The organism is Shouchella rhizosphaerae (genome assembly GCF_900142675.1).
GTDB lineage: Bacteria > Bacillota > Bacilli > Bacillales > Bacillaceae_D > Shouchella > Shouchella rhizosphaerae.
This window is the reverse complement of the sequence record NZ_FRBS01000003.1, coordinates 415,118-437,803: the sequence shown is the minus strand read 5'-3', so window position 1 is coordinate 437,803 and position 22,686 is coordinate 415,118. Positions and strand designations below refer to the sequence as shown.

At 45.4% G+C, this 22,686-nt stretch carries 21 protein-coding genes and 1 riboswitch; of the genes, 19 read left to right on the top strand and 2 right to left on the bottom strand.

The genetic code is table 11. The features are described from left to right. Positions 1-156 precede the first annotated feature (156 nt). From BUC05_RS11260 to sufB, 17 genes are all read left to right on the top strand, one after another. On the top strand, positions 157-2,520 hold the full coding sequence (locus BUC05_RS11260; RefSeq protein WP_035202724.1) for a 3-hydroxyacyl-CoA dehydrogenase/enoyl-CoA hydratase family protein: 2,364 nt from the start codon (positions 157-159) through the stop codon (positions 2,518-2,520). Between the two features lie 23 nt (positions 2,521-2,543). Continuing rightward, positions 2,544-3,722 (top strand): acetyl-CoA C-acetyltransferase, encoded by a 1,179-nt coding sequence (locus BUC05_RS11255; protein ID WP_035202723.1) that lies wholly within the window; start codon positions 2,544-2,546, stop codon positions 3,720-3,722. 23 nt (positions 3,723-3,745) lie between these two features. Next, positions 3,746-5,530: an acyl-CoA dehydrogenase family protein gene (locus BUC05_RS11250; protein WP_035202721.1), complete on the top strand. Its 1,785-nt coding sequence runs from the start codon at positions 3,746-3,748 to the stop codon at positions 5,528-5,530. A 183-nt stretch (positions 5,531-5,713) separates the two neighbouring features. Beyond that, a complete protein-coding gene (locus tag BUC05_RS11245; protein WP_011247829.1) occupies positions 5,714-6,076 on the top strand; it encodes an arsenate reductase family protein in 363 nt (120 codons plus the stop codon). A gap of 83 nt (positions 6,077-6,159) precedes the next feature. Beyond that, complete coding sequence (gene gcvH / locus BUC05_RS11240; protein WP_011247828.1) at positions 6,160-6,546, top strand: glycine cleavage system protein GcvH; 387 nt, start codon at positions 6,160-6,162, stop codon at positions 6,544-6,546. Positions 6,547-6,988: 442 nt separating this feature from the next. After that, positions 6,989-7,094, top strand: a riboswitch (SAM riboswitch). Between the two features lie 63 nt (positions 7,095-7,157). Continuing rightward, positions 7,158-8,186 (top strand): methionine ABC transporter ATP-binding protein, encoded by a 1,029-nt coding sequence (locus tag BUC05_RS11235; protein ID WP_035202719.1) that lies wholly within the window; start codon positions 7,158-7,160, stop codon positions 8,184-8,186. Beyond that, the gene (locus BUC05_RS11230; RefSeq protein WP_011247826.1) at positions 8,176-8,844 is read left to right on the top strand and encodes a methionine ABC transporter permease; all 669 of its coding nucleotides are present in this window, start codon (positions 8,176-8,178) and stop codon (positions 8,842-8,844) included. Before BUC05_RS11235 ends, BUC05_RS11230 begins: the two co-directional genes overlap by 11 nt. Before the next feature lie 21 nt (positions 8,845-8,865). Continuing rightward, the gene (locus BUC05_RS11225) at positions 8,866-9,723 is read left to right on the top strand and encodes a MetQ/NlpA family ABC transporter substrate-binding protein (protein WP_011247825.1); all 858 of its coding nucleotides are present in this window, start codon (positions 8,866-8,868) and stop codon (positions 9,721-9,723) included. 69 nt (positions 9,724-9,792) lie between these two features. Further along, the gene (locus BUC05_RS11220) at positions 9,793-10,338 is read left to right on the top strand and encodes a hypothetical protein (protein WP_011247824.1); all 546 of its coding nucleotides are present in this window, start codon (positions 9,793-9,795) and stop codon (positions 10,336-10,338) included. Beyond that, a complete protein-coding gene (locus BUC05_RS11215) occupies positions 10,339-11,262 on the top strand; it encodes an ABC transporter substrate-binding protein (RefSeq protein WP_035202716.1) in 924 nt (307 codons plus the stop codon). It abuts the gene before it with no gap. A 64-nt stretch (positions 11,263-11,326) separates the two neighbouring features. Continuing rightward, positions 11,327-11,692 carry a carboxymuconolactone decarboxylase family protein gene (locus BUC05_RS11210; protein WP_011247822.1) on the top strand — a complete coding sequence of 122 codons (366 nt, stop codon included), beginning with the start codon at positions 11,327-11,329 and terminating at the stop codon, positions 11,690-11,692. Between the two features lie 181 nt (positions 11,693-11,873). Further along, positions 11,874-12,038 (top strand): YuzK family famiily protein, encoded by a 165-nt coding sequence (locus tag BUC05_RS21495; RefSeq protein ID WP_011247821.1) that lies wholly within the window; start codon positions 11,874-11,876, stop codon positions 12,036-12,038. A gap of 198 nt (positions 12,039-12,236) precedes the next feature. Next, positions 12,237-13,028 (top strand): Fe-S cluster assembly ATPase SufC, encoded by a 792-nt coding sequence (gene sufC / locus BUC05_RS11205; protein WP_011247820.1) that lies wholly within the window; start codon positions 12,237-12,239, stop codon positions 13,026-13,028. A 50-nt stretch (positions 13,029-13,078) separates the two neighbouring features. Beyond that, positions 13,079-14,389: a Fe-S cluster assembly protein SufD gene (gene sufD / locus BUC05_RS11200; RefSeq protein WP_011247819.1), complete on the top strand. Its 1,311-nt coding sequence runs from the start codon at positions 13,079-13,081 to the stop codon at positions 14,387-14,389. Then, positions 14,386-15,609 (top strand): cysteine desulfurase, encoded by a 1,224-nt coding sequence (locus tag BUC05_RS11195; RefSeq protein WP_011247818.1) that lies wholly within the window; start codon positions 14,386-14,388, stop codon positions 15,607-15,609. The genes sufD and BUC05_RS11195 overlap by 4 nt, the downstream gene beginning before the upstream one ends. Then, a complete protein-coding gene (gene sufU, locus BUC05_RS11190; RefSeq protein WP_011247817.1) occupies positions 15,596-16,039 on the top strand; it encodes a Fe-S cluster assembly sulfur transfer protein SufU in 444 nt (147 codons plus the stop codon). Before BUC05_RS11195 ends, sufU begins: the two co-directional genes overlap by 14 nt. Before the next feature lie 16 nt (positions 16,040-16,055). After that, positions 16,056-17,453: a Fe-S cluster assembly protein SufB gene (sufB, locus tag BUC05_RS11185; protein WP_063609515.1), complete on the top strand. Its 1,398-nt coding sequence runs from the start codon at positions 16,056-16,058 to the stop codon at positions 17,451-17,453. 195 nt (positions 17,454-17,648) lie between these two features. On the opposite strand, the gene aceA is transcribed toward sufB, so the two are convergent. Beyond that, entirely contained in the window at positions 17,649-18,920 is a 1,272-nt protein-coding gene (aceA, locus tag BUC05_RS11180; protein WP_073304727.1) for an isocitrate lyase, read from the bottom strand. Positions 18,921-19,123: 203 nt separating this feature from the next. Further along, entirely contained in the window at positions 19,124-19,261 is a 138-nt protein-coding gene (gene yhfH, locus BUC05_RS11175) for a protein YhfH (protein ID WP_073304726.1), read from the bottom strand. A 497-nt stretch (positions 19,262-19,758) separates the two neighbouring features. Here yhfH and licT point away from each other — a divergent pair, with 497 nt between their 5' ends. Next, positions 19,759-20,616 (top strand): BglG family transcription antiterminator LicT, encoded by an 858-nt coding sequence (licT, locus tag BUC05_RS11170; RefSeq protein ID WP_073304723.1) that lies wholly within the window; start codon positions 19,759-19,761, stop codon positions 20,614-20,616. A 131-nt stretch (positions 20,617-20,747) separates the two neighbouring features. Beyond that, entirely contained in the window at positions 20,748-22,685 is a 1,938-nt protein-coding gene (locus BUC05_RS11165; protein ID WP_073304721.1) for a beta-glucoside-specific PTS transporter subunit IIABC, read from the top strand. Position 22,686 lies beyond the last annotated feature (1 nt).

Below are 22,686 nucleotides of genomic sequence, written 5' to 3'. Positions count from 1 at the left end.
AAAAAAGAAAAACGATCCAAAAAAAAGAAAATTTCTTATTGCAAACGCTATCATAATTGACTATAGTAAAAGAAAGCCTTCTTTGAGAAGCCCTTTTTTTAACGTTAAAAATGAATGAGTGTTCATTCGGTTTGATTATTTGAGAGGAGGAATACGATGGTTCGTCCTATCCGCAAAGCAGCAGTCATTGGTGCCGGCGTAATGGGTGCAAGCATTGCCGCTCACTTAGCGAATGCTGGGATTTCCGTTTTATTGCTAGACTTAGCACCGCAAGATGATGGCAAAAGCGCCACAAACGTGGCAACGCTCACGAAAAAGCGGAGCCGCAACTACCTTGTGGAACAGGCGATTGCAAAATTGAAAAAGCAAAAGCCGGCCCCATTGGCTTCAAAACAAGCACTTCATTTGATTGAAGCCGGAAACTTAGAGGATGACTTTGACAAACTAAAAGATACTGACTGGATTATTGAAGCCATTATTGAGAACTTGGAAGCGAAAAAACAGCTATTGGCTAAAATTGACGAAGTCCGCGCTCCTGGTGCAATTGTATCATCCAATACTTCTGGCATATCGGTGGAAGCAATGTCGCAAGAAAGGAGCCTAGATTTTAAAGCCCATTTTCTCGGCACGCACTTTTTTAACCCACCGCGTTATTTAAAATTGCTTGAGGTGATCCCGACTAAGGAAACGAAAACCGAGGTTACAGAATTTATGCGCGAGTTTGCTGAAACTGCGCTTGGCAAAGGGGTCGTTGAAGCGAAGGATACGCCTAATTTTATCGCCAACCGGATCGGCACATATGGATTGCTTGTCACAGTCGATGAAATGCTTAAAGCCAATGCATCGATTGGTGAAATTGATTCTGTGACAGGGCCACTCATCGGCAGGCCGAAAAGCGCGACATTCCGGACACTGGATGTAGTTGGACTGGATACGTTCTTACATGTGGCCAAAAATGTCTACGAGGAGACAGAGGGTACTGAAAAAGCGATGTTTGATCCCCCGGCTTTTATGAAGGAAATGGCGAAGCGTGGGTGGATTGGCGCAAAAAGCGGCCAAGGTTTCTACTTGAAAGAAAACGGGGCGATTTACGAACTAAATCCCCACACATTTGAATATGAACCGCGCAAAAAAATGAAAGCGCCTTCTATGGAGCAAGCAAAGTTAATGAAATCGAAATCTGCCAAGTTACGTGCGGTTGTATGGGCAGATGATCCAGCAGGCAAGCTGCTCTGGTCGATTTTAAAACCGGTATTGCTTTATACAGCCGAGAAAACAGCGGAAATAGCCCATGATTTGTTGGCGGTCGATGAAGCGATGCGCTGGGGCTTTGGCTGGGAAATGGGCCCATATGAGCTTTGGGATGCACTCGGTGTAAAAGAAACAGTGGAAAAAATGCAACTTGAGGGCGAATTTGTGCCGACATGGGTGACGGCTATGCTTGAACAAGGCCATACGTCGTTCTACAAAGATGGCGCTTTCTACCACGACGGCGACTATCTTCCTGTCCGCACCCATAAAAAGCAGCTGCCTTTAAACGCGCTGAAAAAAGATAAGACGATTACAAAAAACACAGGTGCGTCTTTAATCGATATCGGCGACGATGTCGCCTTGCTGCAGTTTACTTCGCCTAACAATACGATTGGCCTTGATGTAATCCAAATGATCCACAAAGCAATTGACGAGGCAGAAGCAAATTACCGCGGCCTTGTAATCGGCAATCAAGGGAAAAATTTCTGCGTTGGCGCTAACTTAATGATGATGCTAATGGAAGCGCAAGACGACAACTTTTTTGAGCTTGATCTCGTTATCAGGCAGTTCCAAAAAGCAACAGCGCGTATCCGGTATGCAAATGTCCCTGTTGTAACCGCTCCTTTTGGAATGACGCTTGGCGGCGGTACTGAGATCAGCTTGCCAGCTGCAAGCATCCAAGCAGCCCACGAAACGTATATGGGCTTAGTGGAAACAGGCGTAGGCCTCATTCCAGGCGGAGGAGGCAATAAAGAACTGTACCTGCGCAATATAGCCCGTTATGGCAGCGACAATCTTGCTGATTTGCAAAAGGCTGCGCGAAAAACGTTTGAAACGATTGCTACCGCCAACGTATCCACATCAGCGGCAGACGCGAAGGAAAAAGGCTTTTTGTCTGAACGGGACGGCATTACAATGAACGACTTTTTCGTTAATAACGATGCTAAGCAGCGTGTTCTGTCTCTAGCAGAGGGATATCGGCCGCCTGCAAAAACAAAGATCCCTGTGACAGGAAGAGCAGGTTATGCGACGTTGATGCTTGGCGCGAAAATGATGGAATGGGGCGGTTATGCATCAGAGCATGATTTGAAAATCGCCAAAAAGCTAGCATTCGTCCTTTCTGGAGGCCAGGTGCCAGAAGGTACGCTAGTTGATGAATCTTATTTGCTTGATTTGGAAAGGGAAGCGTTTTTAAGTTTGATCGCAGAACCGAAAACGCAGCAGCGGATGCAGCATATGCTTACGAAAGGAAAACCGTTGCGCAATTAAATTAATAAAGGAGGGCGGCATCTATGAAAGAAGCAGTTATTGTGGCAGGTGCGAGGACACCAGTTGGGAAAGCGAACCGCGGCTCTTTTAAACATGTGCGTTCCGACGACTTAGGCGCCATTGCCGTGAAGGAAACATTGCGCCGCGCCAAACAAGTCGAACCGGAAGAAATTGACGATTGCTTGATCGGCTGCGCCATGCCCGAAGCGGAACAAGGGATGAACATGGCCCGAAATGTGAGCGTGCTTGCGGGCATTCCCCAATCAGTTCCAGCAGTGACAATTAACCGCTATTGCGCTTCCGGCTTGCAAACAATCGCTTATGGGGCCGAACGGATTATGCTAGGGCATGCGAAAGCAATCATTGCAGGTGGCGCAGAATCAATGAGCATGATTCCAATGGGAGGTCACGTCGTCAAACCGAACCCAACGTTGATCGACGAAGCACCGGAATATTACATGTCAATGGGCTATACTGCGGAAGAAGTGGCGCGCCAGTACGGCATTAGCAGGGAAGACCAAGACGCATTTGCGGTAGAAAGCCATAAACGAGCAGCGGCTGCACTTGCCAATCAGCGCTTTAACGATGAAATCGTACCTGTTCCTGTCGTTGAACAGCACTTTGGGGCAGACGGAACGGTTCAAACAACGGAACGACTTGTTGAGATGGATGAAGGCGTGCGCGCAGATACTACGATCGCTGCACTTAGCAAGCTTAAGCCAGCATTCCAGCTTAAAGGGACGGTAACAGCTGGGAATTCATCACAAATGAGCGATGGCGCTGCGGCTGTCCTGCTCATGGACAAAGAAGAAGCGGAAGCTCGGGGGTTAGAACCACTTGTAACGTTTAAAAGCTTTGCTGTTGCAGGGGTAGCGCCTGAAGTGATGGGGGTTGGCCCAATTGAGGCAATTCCAAAGGCGGTGCGTCTGGCAGGATTACAGCTAGAAGAGATTGGTTTGTTTGAGTTAAACGAGGCTTTTGCTTCCCAAGCGCTTGCCGTCATACGTGAATTGGGGCTTGATTACGACAAAGTCAATGTCAATGGCGGAGCGATTGCCTTAGGGCATCCACTTGGCTGTACAGGCACAAAATTAACGTTGTCGCTCATCCATGAAATGAGGCGGCGCGATGAACGATTTGGTGTTGTGACGATGTGCATTGGTGGCGGCATGGGGGCTGCTGCTGTGTTTGAACGACATTAAACAATTGGGGAGGCGAACCGAGGATGAGCAACACGACTGAAAAACTTTTTAAAGGTGGCGGCTTTTTGCTTGAAGATATGGAGCCTGCCCACATCTTTACATTGGAAGACTTAACCGAAGAACAACAAATGATTGCTCGTACGACAAAGGATTTTGTGGAAAAAGAAGTTTTGCCTTATGTCGATGAAATTGAACAGCATCAATTTCAACATACGACAAGGCTGTTGAAAAAGGCTGGGGAATTGGGGCTGCTTGGCGCTGATGTCCCAGAAGAATATGGCGGGCTTGGCCTTGATAAAATCAGTTCTACCCTCATTTCGGAAGAATTTTCAAAAGCCGGAGCGTTTGGGCTAAGCCACGGTGCCCATGTCGGCATCGGCACGTTGCCAATCGTTTTTTTTGGCACGAATGAACAAAAGAGCAAATACTTGCCTAGCTTGGCCAGTGGCGAGACATTTGCCGCTTATGCCTTAACAGAGCCTGGCTCAGGTTCAGATGCGCTGAGCGCCAAAACGACAGCAGTTCTAAACGAAGCAGGTACACATTATGTCTTGAATGGTGAAAAGCAGTGGATTACCAACTCTGCTTTTGCGGATGTGTTCATTGTTTACGCTAAGGTAGACGGCGAAAAGTTTACCGCTTTTATCGTAGAAAGAACGTTTGATGGTGTCAGCACCGGGCCAGAAGAAAAGAAAATGGGCATTAAAGGATCATCTACGCGTACACTAATATTAGAGGATGTTGTAGTGCCTGTGGACAATGTCCTTGGCGAGATCGGCCGTGGCCATGTCATTGCCTTTAATATTTTAAATATTGGCCGTTATAAACTTGGAGTCGGCTGTATTGGCGGTGCTAAGCGGGCGTTGGAACTGGCAGCGACGTATGCGACAGAGCGGAAGCAATTTAAAACAACGATCGCTTCATTCGCTTTAATTCAAGAAAAACTCGCTTCCATGGCAACCGAAATTTACGCGTCAGAAAGCGCCATTTACCGAACAGGCGGACTGATTGAAAGCCGCTTTGCCAGCTTAACCGAGGAAGAAAAAAATGATGGCCGTGCCGTTGCTAGCGCGATTGCGGAATACGCAATTGAATGTTCATTGAACAAATTCGCTGGTTCGGAAACATTGGATTTTGTAGCTGACGAAGCCGTGCAAATCCATGGCGGCTATGGCTTTATGGCTGAATACGAAGTAGAGCGTATTTATCGTGATTCCCGGATTAACCGGATTTTTGAAGGCACGAATGAAATCAATCGTTTGCTTGTCCCGGGCACCCTTATGCGCAAAGCGTTAAAAGGAGATTTGCCGTTTTTGCAAAAAGCACAAGCGTTGCAAGAAGAATTAATGATGCTTATGCCTCAAGAAATTGATGATACACCGTTGGCGCAGGAAACCCATTTGTTGGCGATGGCTAAAAAAGTATTTTTGATGGTCGCTGGAACAGGTGCGCAAAAATATGGAGCGCAACTGGATCAAGAACAAGAAGTTCTTGCTGCGGTAGCGGATATTGTCAGCGATATTTATTCAATGGAGTCAGCGATTTTGCGGACGCAGAAAGCACTTGACGCGTCATCACCAGAGAAAGAGCAGCAAAAACTTCTATTAACAGAAGTGTTTACACAAGAGGCAATTAACCGGATCGAAGCAAATGCAAAAAAGGCGTTGTCTTATATGGAAGAGGGAGATACGCTGCGCACGATGCTTTCGATGTTGCGCAAGCTAACGCGTCATCAGCCTGTTAATGTCGTGGCAAAAAAACGGAAAATCGCCAAGGCGATTATTGCTGAAAAGAAATACGTCATTTAAGGTAGCAATTTTGGGGCTTTTGGCCCCAAATAAAAATACAATGCTCCTCTCGCAAGGGGTATTCTCCTCTCACTGAAGAAGCCTAATCACGGGCTTCTTCTTTCATGTGAGCCAAAAAGTTGTGTATGCGATGGTTTTCGGTAATAATAGACACGAGTCCACTGGATAGAAAGGATGCTGGAAATGGGTGTAACGGTTTATCAATATCCAAAGTGTTCTACTTGCCGTAACGCATTGAAATGGCTTGATGAACACGGTGTTTCTTATGAAGCGATCCATATTGTCGAGGCACCGCCGACAAGTACAACATTGAAGGAACTTCACCAAAAAAGCGGTTTGCCATTAAAAGCGTTTTTCAACACAAGCGGAAAAAAATACCGGGAGCTTGATTTAAAAAACAAACTCGGCGAAATGAGCGATGAAGAGCAATATCAGCTACTAGCTAGTTCAGGTATGTTGATAAAACGCCCGATTGTAACAGATGGCACAAAAGTGACACTTGGCTTTAAAGAAGATCAATTTCAAGATATGTGGTCAACTTTTTAGTGGTGTAACAAGAAGATTTCCTTTCGCTTATGAGCGATTTCCTGTATGATAAACTTCGAAAAGACCACATTGGAGGGGTTAACATGAGTAATTTACCTGAAGAGCTAAAGTATTCCGAAGAACATGAGTGGGTAAAAACGGAAGACGGCAAAGTCCGTATCGGCATCACTGATTTTGCCCAATCTGAACTAGGCGATATTGTCTTCGTCGAACTTCCTGAAGTGGGCGATGAGATTGAAGCGGACGAGCCATTTGGCAGCGTTGAGTCCGTCAAGACTGTATCTGAATTGTATGCGCCAATTAGCGGAAAAGTCGTTGAAGTGAATGAAGAACTTGATGATTCCCCAGAGCTTGTCAATGAGTCACCGTACGAAAAAGCGTGGATGATCGTGGTTGAGCCGGCTGACGCAAGTGAAGTGGACAAGCTGATGTCAGCAGGAGAATATGCGGAGATGATTAGCGAAGATTAATGCTTTAGCTCTTCTTCTGGCTGATCTTCCCTCGGATACAAATTTTCCTGGCGTGCACTCTAAATATAGGCGTTTAAGCCAGAGGAGACTCGGGAGGAAGAAGCACGTATAGAAACGGTTGTCGCAAACGAACGGAGAAGGCTGGCCGCTTCAGGTGCCGTAGTGAATAGCTGCGGCCCTCCCATCGGCGTTGGCTTCATGGCAAGATGGACGTTTTCTATATGAGTTGCCTAGTTGGAGAGATGGAAATAATTGCTGATCGAACGCGAATCGATCGAATAGCGAAGACTTGCCTGGCAGGGGCGGGTCTTTTTTTCTGATACCGATAGGGTTTTGCTTTATTCGCGCAAGGCAGTTTAATTTATTTAAGAAAGAATTGACGCCGCCATAAAGCCATGCTATGATACGGCTACATTAGAGTTTGATAAAACAACCATATTCATTCTTATCGAGAGAGGTGGAGGGACTGGCCCAATGAAACCCGGCAACCGCAAGTTCGCTTGAAGGTGCTAAATCCTGCAAAGCATATGGGCTTTGGGAGATGAGAGGGAAGCAACAGCACCCTTTCTGTCTGTCCGGCAGAAAGGTTTTTTTATGGAGGGACATTGACAATGATTTCTCTGAAAGGAATCAGCAAAACGTTTAAAACGAAAAATGGCGCTGTCCAAGCTGTCGATAACGTCAACCTTGAAATTGAAGCTGGGCAAATTTTTGGGATCATTGGTTATAGCGGAGCTGGAAAGAGCACGCTTATTCGGTTGCTTAATTTGCTTGAGAAACCAACGGAAGGGTCCGTTAAAATAGATGGCAAGGCACTGTCGTCGCTTACGCCAAGTAAATTGCGGGCAGCTCGCCAAGAAATTGGCATGATTTTTCAGCATTTTAATTTACTTTGGTCGCGGACGGTTAGGCAAAACATTTCGTTCCCGTTGGAAGTTGCAGGAGTTCCAGCTGCGCAACGGAAGAAACGGGTCGAGGAATTGATTGAACTTGTTGGGCTTCATGGTCGAGGAGACAGCTATCCGTCTCAGTTGAGCGGCGGTCAAAAGCAACGGGTTGGAATTGCTAGGGCGCTTGCCAACAATCCGAAAGTGCTGTTATGCGATGAAGCAACTTCAGCGCTTGACCCAAAGACGACGGATTCCATTTTGGATTTGCTCCTTGACATTAATGAAAAACTGAACTTGACGATCGTGCTCATTACTCACGAAATGCACGTTATCCAAAAAATTTGCCATCAAGTGGCAGTGATGGAAAACGGCAAGATTGTCGAACAAGGGCCAGTCATTGATGTGTTCCGTAAGCCGAAAGAGCAGATGACAAAGGAGTTTGTTAAGCAGCTGGCGCAAACGGGGGAAGAAGAACAATCGCTTTGGCATCTTCTTGATGAACAGAGCGACGGCACGATTGTCTCTTTAACGTTTGTTGGCAACCCTGCTGAAGAACAACTTGTAACGGAATTAATCCGACGTTTTCCGATCGACATTAGCATTTTGCAAGGGAACATTTCAAAATTGCAACAAGGCTCCTATGGAAAGCTGTATTTACGGCTATTAGGGGCAACGAACGAAATTGAAGCAGCGCTTGCATACATCCGCGGCAAAGAAATAGACGTGGAGGTGATTGAGCATGATCGCTAAATGGTTTCCAAATGTCGTGTGGGAAGATGTGTGGGCAGCTACGCAAGAGACGGTTTACATGACAGTCGCCTCAGCAGTTGCAACCTTTTTTATTGGCTTGCTCCTCGGCTTGTTTTTATATTTGACCGCCAAAGGCAATCCATGGCAAAACCGCTTCTTTTATAAGATCGTAGCCGCTTTTGTAAATGTATTTCGCTCGATTCCGTTTATTATTTTAATCATATTGCTTATTCCATTTACGCGGGCACTCGTTGGTTCGATTTTTGGCCCAAGTGCAGCATTGCCTGCTTTGATTATAGGAGCTGCGCCATTTTATGCCCGCATGGTTGAAATTGCTTTGCGGGAAGTGGATAAAGGCGTCGTCGAAGCTGCACAGGCAATGGGCTCAACAAACCGCCACATTATCTTTAAAGTGCTTATTCCTGAATCAATGCCAGCGCTTGTTTCTGGCATTACTGTAACGACCATTGCTTTGATCGGTTATACAGCAATGGCCGGAACAATTGGTGCTGGCGGTCTTGGCACACTTGCGTTCCAACAAGGGTTTCAGCGCACCAATCCAGATGTGATGGTTGTCGCGACTGTCGTTATTTTAGCGATTGTGTTTGTGTTCCAGTGGATTGGCGACTTTTTCACAAGTCGATTAGATAAACGCTAATAAAAAGGAGAGGACGAGAAGATGAAAGCATTTTTGAAAACACTAGGTGTCACAACAGCAGCAATTGCACTCGTTGCTTGCGGGCAAGGCGGCAACGAGCAAGGCGGGGCAAATGGAGACGGAGGCAATGCAGACGAGCCAACGACCATTAAAATTAGCGCCTCCAATGTGCCCCATGCCGAAATTTTAGAAGAGGCAGAGCCATTGCTTAAAGAACAAGGCGTCGAGCTGGAAATCGAAATTGCCCAAGACTATGTTTTGCCAAACATTGCTTTAAACGATGGCGATGTCGATGCCAACTATTTTCAACACCGCCCTTATCTTGAAGAACAGCTTGAGCAAAATCCGGACTATGATTTTGTTGAAGCTGGGGCCATCCATTTAGAGCCAATGGGCCTTTATTCACAAGAATATGACAGCGTCGACGACCTTCCTGACGGAGCAACGGTGATGATGAGCGATTCTGTCGCTGACCACGGCCGTGTGTACTCCCTTCTTCAAGAAGCGGGTTTAATTACCCTTAAAGAGGGCGTTTCAGTTGATGCAACCGAACAAGACATAGTGGATAACCCGAAAAATCTAACGTTTGTCAATTCTGGCGTTGCTGCTGAGTTGTTGCCGCAAGCATATACGAACAATGAAGCGGACTTGATTGCGATTAATTCCAACTATGCGATCGATGCTGGCCTATCGCCAACAGAAGACTCTGTCATTCTTGAAGAAGGCGATGCCGAAAATCCATACGTTAATTTGATTGTCGTTCGCAGCGAAGATGAAAACAATGAAGCGATTCAAACACTTGTTGAGGTGCTTCAATCTGAAGAAATCAAAACATTTATTGAAGAAAACTATGGCGGAGCGGTCATCCCTGCCGAGTAAGGAAAAAGGCTGCCGTTAGCGACGCGCTAACGGCATTTTTGCTTGTAAAAAGACAGGAGTGGTCTAACAATGGGCAAGGGGAAAGATATGCGCTATCTTTGCTATCCTTATATGCGTGAGGCGCAAACAACTGTCGATTTTGAAATACAATCTGATGCGCTGGCAGTTCGGATTGGACAAGCGGCTAGCTTAGTTGTGCCGTTAGAGGAATTACATAGTGATTTACTCAAGTTGGTGGAAATGGTGTACCATTTAAATGGATCGGTACGCGGAAAGATGGCGATATCCGCTGCTGATGTACATAAGTTGAGCGATCTGTATGACCGCTATGTTGAAGAGACGGAGGAATCGATCAAGCAGTTTGTGTTGCCGCAAGGATCGGCAGCTGCCTGTGCTCTTCATGTGTGCCGCAGTGAAGCCAAGAAAACGGTACGTGCTTTGCATCGCGTCAGCTTGGAACGAGAAGTGCCAGAGAGGCTATTTGATTACGCCCATCTGTTGGCGAATGTGCTGTTTGTCATGGCTGTGTATGCAAACAAACGGCAAGGAATCGAGGAAATCCCATTTGTGAGCAAATCATACCCCGTAAAAACACGCAAAAAGGAGATTAATTAAATGAAAAAAAAGCTTTTGTTATCATCATTATTGCTTATTTGTGCGGTTGGCTGCCAATCGGACGAAGACAAGACAGAGGCCCACGAAGAACAGCCAGAGGGGCAATCGTATACAGTAACGGATGACAGAGGTGAAGACATTACGTTTGAAAAAATCCCAGAAACGGTTGTTTCTCTTGCTCCGAGCAATACAGAAATTTTGTTTGAACTTGGTGTAGGAGAAAAGGTGGTCGGTGTGACTGAATTTGATTTTTATCCTGAAGAAGCAAATGAAATCGAAAAAGTATCTGACTCACAAACAATTGATGCTGAACGAATTATTGAATTGAATCCTGATGTTGTCATTGGCTATACGATTGGGGCTCCTGATACGCTCGACCCTTTAGAAGACGCAGGGATTCCCGTGTTTGTGATTCACTCAGCCGCCAACTTTGAAGATGTTTATAGTGATATTGAACAAATTGCAGAAGTGATGGGCGTAACGGAAAGAGGCGAAGAAATCATAACGAACATCCAAGCGCAAATGGAGGAAGTGGCCACAAAAGTCGCCGAAGCGGAAGAAAAGGACGTGTATTTTGAAATTAGCCCATCTCCAGACATTTATACGACAGGAGCCAATACGTTCCAGCAAGAAATCATTAAAGCCGCTGGCTTAAACAATGTGTTTGCCGATGAAGAAGGCTGGCTTAAAATTGACGAAGAGCAAGTGATTGACCGCAATCCCGACTTGATCGCAACAACGGTCACCTATACAGAAGACCCAGTCGGAGAGATTAAAGGCCGCGCGGGCTGGGGAGGCATTGCCGCTGTCGAAAATGAGGAAATCTATTTGCTTGAAGCGGACATCATGGACCGTCCTGGTCCTCGTATCGGAGAGGCGGTCGAGCATTTGGCCCAAATTGCATACCCAGAGAAATTCGAGTAAATTGCATGCTCCTGGAACAAGTACTGCATACTAACAGTAACTTGACGGAAAGGGAGCAGAATTGATGAATCGTGAAAGTCATACTACAACAGAGCAGCACTTGGGACGATACAAAAAAGGCGTCGGTACTTATGAAGAAAAAATGCCCGCTTTTTCCCGAACATACAACGAGTTTACAGACCAGTGCTTTAAAGATGGGGCCTTGTCAAAAAAACAGAAGCATTTAATGGCGCTGGGCATGAGCGTTTATGCCCAAGATGAATATTGCATCATTTACCATACAAAAGGATGCGTTGACCATGGTGCTTCGGAAGAAGAATTGCTTGAAACAATAGCGGTTGCCACCGCCTTTGGCAGTGGTGCCGCCTTTAGTCAAGGAGCTACACTTGTACAGGAAGCCTTTGGTGAATTCGCAAAAGAGCTGCAATAACAATTGGTAACAGCCACTCTCTCATTATTGTTTGCATGTTATTCGTTTAGGGTAGAGAAAAACAGAACCGCAAATAGGCTGCTCGGTTTGCTTAGAGCTTAAATTGTAGCTTTGGTAAACGTTTGTGGTTCAAAAACAGGCATAACAAAATTGAGAGAGGGGATGAAGAACCATTCATAAGATGGATCTATCCTACACCACTGAGATGGAAAAAGGGTTGCAGCAGCGGCATGGAATGAGCTATGCCGAGTATGAGAACAGTTTAAAAAAACGACTGGAAGTGGAGAAGGCGCGGACAAAAGAGCATTATGCATGCAACCGTCTTGTTGAATCACTCCATTCCTAGTCAACGTAGATCAAAAACAGAGCCTCCTGCCCTACAGTGAAGGCTCTGTTTTTTTTGGGTAATTTATCGGGACGGGCTCCTTGAAGTGTGTGTCCATTTAGTATAAAATTAGAATGAGAATAGATTAATAATCATTAAAAAATGTCAGCGAGGTTTGCTGGAAACAGCATACCTGCTTAATTTATGGAGGGAATACACATGTCTGTACCAAACCTTAAGATTGAGAATTTACATGTCTCTATTGACGATAAGGAAATTCTTAAAGATTTCAACCTTGAGATCAACGGCGGAGAAATCCACGCGATCATGGGACCAAACGGAACAGGGAAATCAACGCTTGCTTCTGCCATCATGGGTCATCCAAAATATGAAATCACAAGCGGTTCTGTTACGCTAGACGGCGAAGACGTGCTTGAAATGGAAGTAGACGAGCGTGCTCGTGCAGGCATGTTCCTTGCGATGCAATACCCAAGCGAGATTAGCGGCATTACAAACGCCGACTTTTTGCGCTCTGCCATTAATGCGAACCGTGAAGAAGGCAATGAGCTGTCTTTAATGAAATTTATTCGCAAAATGGACGAAAAAATGGACGTTCTCGACATGGACCAATCCTTTGCGCAGCGTTATTTGAATGAAGGCTTTTCAGGCGGGGAGAAAAAGCGCAATGAAATTCTCCAATTGCTAATGCTTGAACCGAAAATCGCCATTCTTGACGAAATCGACTCAGGGCTTGACATCGATGCGCTAAAAGTTGTTGCCCAAGGTGTCAACCAAATGCGCGGCGAAGAGTTTGGCTGCTTGATCATTACCCACTACCAACGCCTTCTTGACTACATCACACCAGATAAAGTCCATGTAATGATGCAAGGCCGCATCGTTAAATCCGGCGGCTCTGAACTTGCTGAGCGTCTTGAAGCAGAAGGATATGACTGGATTAAAGAAGAATTGGGCATTGAAGACGAACGCGTTGATGCCAACCAAGAAGCGTAAGTGAGAACCAGTCGGAAGCTTTCACGATAAAACAGCAAAGGATGGTATGTATGTCAGTTGAGACGAACCCACTGATCGGTCCGGATAAGTTAAAAGAACGGTCCGAAGGAAAACAAGAACCAAAATGGCTAACGGACTTGCGTCTGGATGCATTGAATAAAGTCGAAAGCCTCGAGCTTCCTAAGCCGGATAAAACCAAAATCCACAATTGGGATTTTACGTCCTTTACTCAGGAACTTAGAGAACCAAAGGAAATTTCAAGCTTGGATGAGCTCTCCAGCGACATTCAGCAATTTGTTGATGAAGAAGCAACTGGAAACAGCTTGCTAATCCAAGACAATGGCAAAACGATCTTTCAAACAAATGCTGCTGAATTAGCAGAAAAAGGCGTTGTGTTTTGTGACTTTGCGACTGCGGTTAAAGAGCATGGCGATCTTGTTAAAAAGTATTTATTAACAGAAGCTGTTTCAGCCGACGAAAACAAGCTAACGGCGATGCATGCCGCATTGATGGAAGGCGGCGCCTTTATTTACGTGCCGAAAAACGTCAATGTTGAAGTGCCATTGCAAGCTGTTTATGCGGTTTCCGATGAAAAAGCCGGTTTGTTTAACCACGTATTGATCGTAGCGGAAGACAACAGCTCAGTCACGTATGTAGAAAATTACACAGGCTATGGCTCTGGTGCATCTGTAGCCAACTTAGTCGCTGAAGTCTATGTCGGCGCTGGTGCCCGCGTTTCCTTTGGCGGTGTCGATACGCTCAATGAAGATGCTACCACTTATGTTGTCCGCCGCGCCCATGTTGAACGCGACGGCCGCATCGATTGGGCGCTTGGGCAAATGAACGACGGCGATACGGTCGCTGAAAACATTACGTACTTGGTGGGCGACGGCTCTTATGCAGACGCAAAGCTCGTATCAGTCGGCACAGGCGAACAAAAACAAAACTTTACGACGCTCATTAAGCATTACGGCAAACATTCAGAAGGCTATATTTTAAAGCATGGCGTTATGACGGAACGTGCCCTTGGCATTTTTAACGGCATTTCAAAAATCGAAAAAGCAGCAACAAAGGCGCACGGCGAACAAACCGAACGGATTCTCATGCTCGGCGAACGTGCCCGGGGCGATGCCAATCCAATCCTTTTAATCGACGAAGATGACGTAACGGCTGGCCACGCTGCTTCTGTTGGCCGGATTGACCCGCTGCAAATGTTCTATTTAATGAGCCGCGGCATTTCACGGGCTGAAGCAGAACGCCTTGTCATCCACGGATTTTTGGAGCCTGTTGTTTCCCAGCTTCCAGTTGCGTCAGTCCGCAAGCAAATGAAAACGGTCATTGAAAGAAAGGCAAAACGATGAACGCAAAGGAGATAAAGAAGCTGTTCCCGATCCTCGACCAACAAGTAAACGGGAATCCTCTTGTCTATCTCGACAGCGCCGCCACTTCGCAAAAGCCAATCCAAGTCATTGAAAAGCTCGATGACTATTACCGCCGTTACAATTCTAATGTCCATCGTGGCGTGCATACGCTTGGTACGCTTGCTACTGATGAATATGAAGGCGCACGCGAAAAAGTCCGCGCTTTCTTGAATGCGCAAGACACGGCGGAGATTGTCTTTACTCGCGGCACAACCACGGCCATTAATTTAGTGGCGCAAAGCTATGGAACTGACCATGTCGGCGAAGGCGATGAAATTGTCATTACGCCAATGGAACACCATTCGAATATCATTCCATGGCAGCAGCTTGCCAAGCGGAAAGGGGCCGTGTTGAAGTATATCCCTTTGCAAGAAGATGGGACGATTGCATTAGCGGATGTCGAAAAAACGATAACGGAACGAACAAAAATCGTTTCCGTTGTCTACGTTTCAAATGTGCTCGGTACAGTTAACCCAATTGCTGAAATGGCGAAAGTCGCTCATAAACATGGCGCGGTCATGGTTGTCGATGGCGCCCAAGCCGCTCCCCATGTCCACGTGGATGTCCAACAATTAGACTGTGACTTTTTTGCTTTCTCGGCACACAAAATGTGTGGCCCCACTGGCATTGGCGCCTTATACGGCAAAAAAGCGCTGCTTGAAGCGATGGAGCCAATTGAATTTGGCGGGGAAATGATTGATTTTGTCGGTCTGCAAGATTCGACTTGGAAAGAGCTCCCGTGGAAGTTTGAAGGGGGAACGCCAATCATTGCTGGCGCAATCGGGTTCGGTGCTGCGATTGATTTTGTCACCGATTTAGGGTTTAATGAAATTGAACAGCACGAAAAAGAACTCGTTGACTATTCGTTTGAGCGTCTCGGCGATTTCAAAGATTTGACGATCTTTGGGCCAAAAGACCGTGCAGGGGTGATCACATTCCAGCTTGGCGACGTGCACCCCCACGATGTAGCGACTGTCCTTGATGCTGAAGGAATTGCTGTTCGCGCAGGCCATCATTGTGCACAACCGTTAATGAAATGGCTTGACGTTGTCGCCACTGCTCGTGCCAGCTATTATGTGTACAATACGAAAGAAGATATTGATGCTCTGGCAAACGGATTAGTCAAAGCAAAGGAGTATTTTAGCGATGTCTTCTCGTGATCTCGATACACTTTACCGGCAAGTGATCATGGACCACTATAAGAATCCCCGCAACCGCGGTGAGCTTGAAGGGGACACACTGACGGTAAATTTGAACAATCCCACATGTGGGGACCGTGTTCAAGTACAAATGAAAGTAGAAGATGGAAAAGTAGACCGCGCTGTATTTACAGGGGAAGGCTGTTCCATCAGCCTTGCCTCCGCTTCAATGATGACGCAAGCTGTCAAAGGCTTAACCGTCGAAGAAGCGCTGGCGCTGTCTAAGCTTTTTTCAGATATGATGCAAGGAAAGGACTATGATGAAGGCAAGTTTGACTTAGGTGACATTGAGGCGCTTACTGGTGTAACAAAATTCCCTGCACGAATTAAATGTGCGACGCTTGCTTGGAAAGCGCTCGAAAAAGGGCTGAACGACACGCATTCATCATAATTTAGGAGGGATATACGTGGCAAAAAATATGCCAGATATCGGAGAATACAAATACGGGTTTTCAGATCGTGACGTATCGATTTTCCGTTCAGGCCGCGGCTTGACGAAGGAGATTGTTGAAGAAATTTCCCGTATGAAAGAGGAGCCTCAGTGGATGCTTGATTTCCGCTTGAAGTCGCTCGAACAATTTTACAAAATGCCAATGCCACAGTGGGGCGGCGACCTCTCTGAGCTAAACTTTGACGACATCACGTACTACGTGAAAGCTTCTGACAAAACGGAACGTTCATGGGATGAAGTGCCGGAAGAGATCAAAAACACATTTGACAAATTGGGCATTCCAGAAGCAGAACAGAAATACTTGGCCGGCGTTTCCGCACAGTACGAGTCCGAAGTGGTTTACCACAACATGAAAGAGGACTTGGAAGCAATGGGTGTCGTCTTTAAAGACACAGATTCGGCTCTAAAAGAGAACGAAGACATCTTTAAAGAGTACTTTGCTACGGTCATACCTGCTGCAGACAACAAATTTGCAGCGCTCAACTCAGCTGTATGGTCTGGCGGATCGTTCATTTATGTACCTAAAGGAGTCAAAGTTGACACGCCGCTGCAAGCGTACTTCCGCATCAACTCAGAAAACATGGGCCAATTCGAGCGGACACTCATCATCGCTGATGAAGATAGCTCTGTCCATTATGTAGAAGGCTGTACTGCACCCGTTTATACAACGAACTCGTTGCACAGCGCAGTCGTCGAAATCATTGTTAAAGACAATGCGTACTGCCGCTACACGACGATCCAAAACTGGGCGCCAAACGTCTACAACCTCGTTACAAAACGGGCCGTGGCTGACAAGGGCGCGACAATGGAATGGGTCGACGGCAACATCGGCTCTAAACTAACAATGAAATACCCTGCTGTCATCATGCGTGGCGAAGGCGCAAAAGGAACCGTTCTTTCGATTGCGATTGCCGGCAAAGGCCAGCACCAAGACGCAGGCGCGAAAGTAACGCACCTTGCGCCAAACTGTTCATCAACGATTGTATCAAAATCGATTTCCAAACAAGGCGGCAAAGTCACATACCGCGGCATTTGCCACTTTGGCCGCAAATCAGACGGCTCGAAATCTAAAATTGAGTGCGACACACTCATCATGGATAACCAGTCCACATCGGATACAATCCCGTACAATGAAATTTTGAACAACAACATCACACTTGAACACGAAGCGACAGTTTCCAAAGTGTCCGAAGACCAGCTTTTCTACTTGATGAGCCGCGGCGTTTCTGAAGAAGAAGCAACCGAAATGATCGTCATGGGCTTCATCGAGCCATTCACGAAAGAGCTGCCAATGGAATACGCAGTCGAAATGAACCGCTTGATTAAGTTCGAGATGGAAGGTTCGATTGGATAATACAAGAATAACCCTTGTCACATAACATTTGTGGCAAGGGTTTAACTTGTTATTTTGCATTTTTCCACGGTAGTATACGCTGGTCCTTGATGGCTGATTTCCTTTGGTAAAATACGATGACCTGGCCAAGATGTCAATTGCTATTCTGCTAGACAACAAGTAAGCCACCCATTAACGGGTGGCTTTTTCACGTTTTTAAGATTGAAACTGTTCGGCTTCAGTCGATCCCTTCAGGGCAGTGGTTGATGAAGTCCCGCCTGTTACGACTTGGGCGACTTCATCAAAGTAGCTCGTTCCGACTTCGCGCTGATGCCTTGTTGCCGTGTAGCCGTGGGCTTCGCTGGCAAATTCAGCCTGCTGAAGATCAGAGTACGCCGCCATTCCGCGGTGCTTATATTGGCGGGATAATTCAAACATGCCATGGTTTAAAGCGTGGAAGCCGGCCAGTGTGACAAATTGAAATTTATAGCCCATTTCCCCAAGTTGTTTTTGGAAGTTCAAGATGGTGTGATCATCCAGTTTGGCTTTCCAGTTAAACGAAGGGGAGCAATTGTAGGCGAGCAGTTTGCCTGGGAATTTTTCATGGATCGCTTGTGCGAACCGGCGTGCTTCTTCAATATTCGGCTCAGACGTTTCACACCAAATCAAATCGGCATATGGCGCATATGCCAATCCTCTCGCAATCGCTTGATCAAGACCTGACTTTGTTTTGAAAAACCCTTCCGCTGTTCGTTCTCCTGTTAAAAACGGTGCATCATATGAATCGACGTCGCTTGTGATTAGGTCAGCGGCATTGGCATCTGTACGAGCAATAAGAATGGTCGGGACTCCCATCACGTCTGCTGCGAGACGGGCGGCAATCAAATTACGTACTGCTGTTTGCGTCGGAAGCAGCACTTTTCCGCCTAAATGCCCGCACTTTTTCTCAGAAGATAGCTGATCTTCAAAGTGAACTCCTGCGGCGCCTGCTTCAATCATGCTTTTCATTAACTCGAACACATTTAGCTGTCCACCAAAGCCTGCCTCCGCATCGGCCACAATTGGCGCATACCAATCGATGTCTTCTTTTCCTTCCATGTGGGAAATTTGATCCGCGCGTTGCAGCGTACGGTTGATTTTTTTGACGACTTCGGGTACGCTGTTTGCCGGATAAAGGCTTTGATCAGGATACATACTCCCTGCCAAATTGGCATCAGCAGCCACTTGCCAACCGCTTAAATAAATCGCTTTCAATCCGGCTTTTACTTGCTGCATCGCTTGGTTTCCAGTTAAAGCGCCTAGCGCTGGGACGAAATCCTCTGTATGGAGAAGTTTCCACAGCTTTTCGGCACCGCGCCTGGCAATTGTGTATTCAATCTCGAGCGTGCCCCTTAGCCGCATAACATCAGCAGCCTCATACGGCCTTATGATCCCTTTCCAGCGTTCTTCATGCTCCCAGCTTTCTGCGAGTTGTTTTTCTTTTAGCATCGCACATTCCCCCATTATAAGTTTGTGTCATCTAAAATCAGCTGCTCAACTAACTGTGTGCCTTTTCGAACCAGCCGTTCATTAGAACGATCCAGCCGGCTTCTCCTGCATTTTTTCCTCTACCATCAAACCGTCATGTGAATTTCCTTCTCTTCTGTCACATTCACCTTCTCCATAAACATGTTGTTATAAAACAGTTTTACTTACTCACCTTTTTTAGCAAGACAGCGTTCGCATTCCATAAAGTAAGATTCAGCCTGCTCTTCCATCTCTTCACCACATTCAGGACACGTTTTTCTCGGAAGCGTTCTGTAAAAGTCAATCGGATTTTTCAAGCTCATTTGTCTCCTCCTTTTTATAGAACAGTTTATTTTATTTATTTCTGTTGTATTACAGTATACAATGTAAAAATGAAAATGTACACACCTTTTTCAAAAAAATTTTTTCTGTTTTCCATTCAATGAAGAGGGCCATAAAGAGAAGGGAGGAGGACGATGAAAAGGAACAGGCGACGAATACGAGGATGTTGGGGGGAGACGTCGGGTCAATACAGAGTCGAAAGCGAGCTAGCTATTAGTGGTACACGTAAAGAAATTGATGGTATCTCCGATTTTTTCTTTTTTTCCTTGACAGAACCAAATAAGCATGATAAAAGTAATAGTAAGCGATTTCATTTAATTTCATAACATGGATTGTTACTGTTTAGCAGGCAAAACCTAAGTTTGTATGAGAGTTCCTTTAAAGGGGATTCTATATGCAAAGTTGGGTTTTTTTGTTTTCGTATCTTACCATTCCCTACTAGAGAATTCTTTATGTCAGAAATAAAGGCGAGTGAATCATGCAAATTAAGAAAGTATTTAATAACAATGTTGTCCTAGCAAAGAATGAATGGGATCAAGAAATGGTCGTAATGGGCAGGGGCTTGGCTTTTCAAAAAAAGGCAGGTGAAACGATCGATACAGCTAAAATCGAAAAAACATTTGTTTTGGAAAAAAGGGGTGTGTCGGATAAGTTAGCGAAATTATTACGAGATACGTCAGAACTATATTTAAACATTGCCTCTAAGATTTTAGATTATGCGAAATCACAATTGCCATATAAACTGGATGACTATTTGTATGTAGCCTTGACGGATCACATTAGTTTTGCAATTAAAAGACATAAAGAAAACGTGCATGTGAAAAATCCTTTAGTATGGGAAATTCGTAAGTACTATAAACAGGAGTATCAAGTTGCGCTAAAATGCCTAGACATCATTGAAGAACAAACAGGTGTCCGGTTTCCCGAGGATGAAGCGGCTTCGATTGCGCTCCACCTTGTCAACAGCGAGTTGTCAGGAGGGAATTTGGCAACAGCCGTTCAAGTGACGGAATTAGTCAATAATGTGCTAAACATCGTGAAATATCACTTTAAAATGGAATTAGATGAAACGTCGATTAATTACGAGCGTTTTTTAACCCATCTTCGCTTTTTTGCGATTCGCTTTATTCGCAAAGAAAGAATGGCAGACAGTGAAGACAATTTCTTATACGAGCAACTAAAGAGTAAATACCCTGAGTCGTTTCAATGCAGTCAAAAAATCAAGATCTATTTAGTTAAAAGCTATAATTGGTCCATTTCTAAAGATGAAGAAATGTATTTAACCCTACACATACAAAGGGTGACGAAACGGCATTTGCAAGACCAGGCGGATTGAAACAATGAGAATATGAATGGATGGAATGTTACCTTCAGTGGGCATAACCTGACCTAATTTGCAAACACTATGATGCAAATTAGGTCAGGTTTTTTTATTTACCAAGTACAACATGAAAAGAGCTGGTTCATATGAAGTACGAGCAATTAGCAAAGGATATTATTGAAAAAGTTGGCGGCAAAGAAAATGTAAACAATGTCGTTCATTGTATTACGCGCTTGCGCTTTAAGTTAAAAGATGAGGGCAAAGCACAAACGGAAGCGTTAAAAAACATGGATGGCATTGTGACTGTCATGAAAAGCGGCGGCCAATACCAAGTGGTTATCGGCAACCATGTCCCTGATGTTTATAAAGCTGTCGTAGAGGTCGGCGGCTTCGCAAACGTCGGACAAGTAGACGACGACGAGCAAGAAAAACGAGGAAATTTGTTTAATCGCTTTATAGATATTATTGCCAGCATCTTTACACCTATCCTTGGCGTTTTAGCGGCTACAGGGATGATCAAAGGGTTTAACGCGCTATTTCTGGCAGTGGGATGGTTAGAGGAAACCGACGGTACGTATCAACTATTAAACATTGTCGGCGATTCGTTGTTTCATTTCTTCCCTATTTTTCTTGGCTATACGGCGATTAAAAAGTTTGGCGGAACCCCCTTTATCGGAATTGCGATTGGCGCTTCCCTCGTTTATCCTGCCGTAGAAAGCTTAATGGAAGGGGAGCCGCTTTATGTATTATTTGCGGGAACTGTGTTTGAGTCTCCTGTTTATATTACCTTTTTAGGAATCCCTGTTATTCTAATGAGTTATGCGACATCCGTTGTCCCGATCATCCTTGCTGCATTTTTTGCATCAAAAGTAGAACGCTTCTTTAGAAAAGTGATTCCAGATGTTGTGAAGACGTTTTTAGTTCCATTTTTTACACTTTTGGTCGTTGTCCCATTGACGTTTATGATCATTGGGCCAATTGCGACTTGGGCGAGCCAACTATTAGGCCAAGGAACCATTTTTGTTTATGAATTAAGTCCAACCATCGCCGGATTGGTGCTAGGCGCTTTCTGGCAAGTGATCGTCATTTTTGGATTGCACTGGGGCCTTGTTCCGATCGCGATTAATAACCTCGTATCAACGGGCTCTGACCCTATATTAGCGATGATCTTTGCTGCTTCTTTTGCGCAAATCGGCGCTGTTCTTGCTGTTTGGATTCGAACGAAGAACCAAAAACTTAAATCATTAAGTATTCCTGCCTTTATCTCGGGAATCTTTGGCGTAACAGAGCCTGCTATTTATGGGATCACACTACCGAAGAAAAAGCCTTTTATCTTTAGTTTAGTAGGGGCTGGCATCGGCGGCGCGATTATTGGCTTCTTCGGCGGAGCTGGCTATATGATTGGCGGGCTAGGCATTTTCCAAATCCCCGCTTTCATTGGCCCAGAAGGGATTGACACTGGCTTTTGGGGAGCCATCATTTCTATGCCTGTCGCATTCGGAATAGGTTTTATCCTGACGTATTTATTTGCTGGCATTCATAAAGAGGTAACACCAGTTGAGCGTGGCGCTAATACTGAATCTGCCTCTCCAGATGCTACTGTAGAGAAAACGGTTGCCAAGGAAGTAGAAGCGGAAACCCTTGCTAGCCCATTAAAGGGAAAGGCTATACCACTAGAACGTATTAAAGATGAAGCATTCGCATCGGCTGCACTTGGCAAAGGAATCGCCATTCTGCCGACAGAAGGGAAAGTATTTGCACCGGCAGATGGAACGATCACTGCTCTCTTTCCAACGAATCATGCGATTGGAATGACGACTGATAACGGAGCTGAACTATTAATCCATGTTGGAATGGATACGGTGCAATTACAAGGAAAGTACTTTTCATCCCATGTGAAACAAGGAGAGCACGTTGAGAAAGGCCAGTTGTTAATAGAATTTGATATGGAAAACATTCAACAAGCAGGATTTATGCTCGATACGCCAATTGTTGTTACAAACCACGAGCATTACACGCTCATAACAACTGAAGAGACCAATGTCCAAGTAGGGGACCATTTACTCACATTAGAAAAAAAATAAG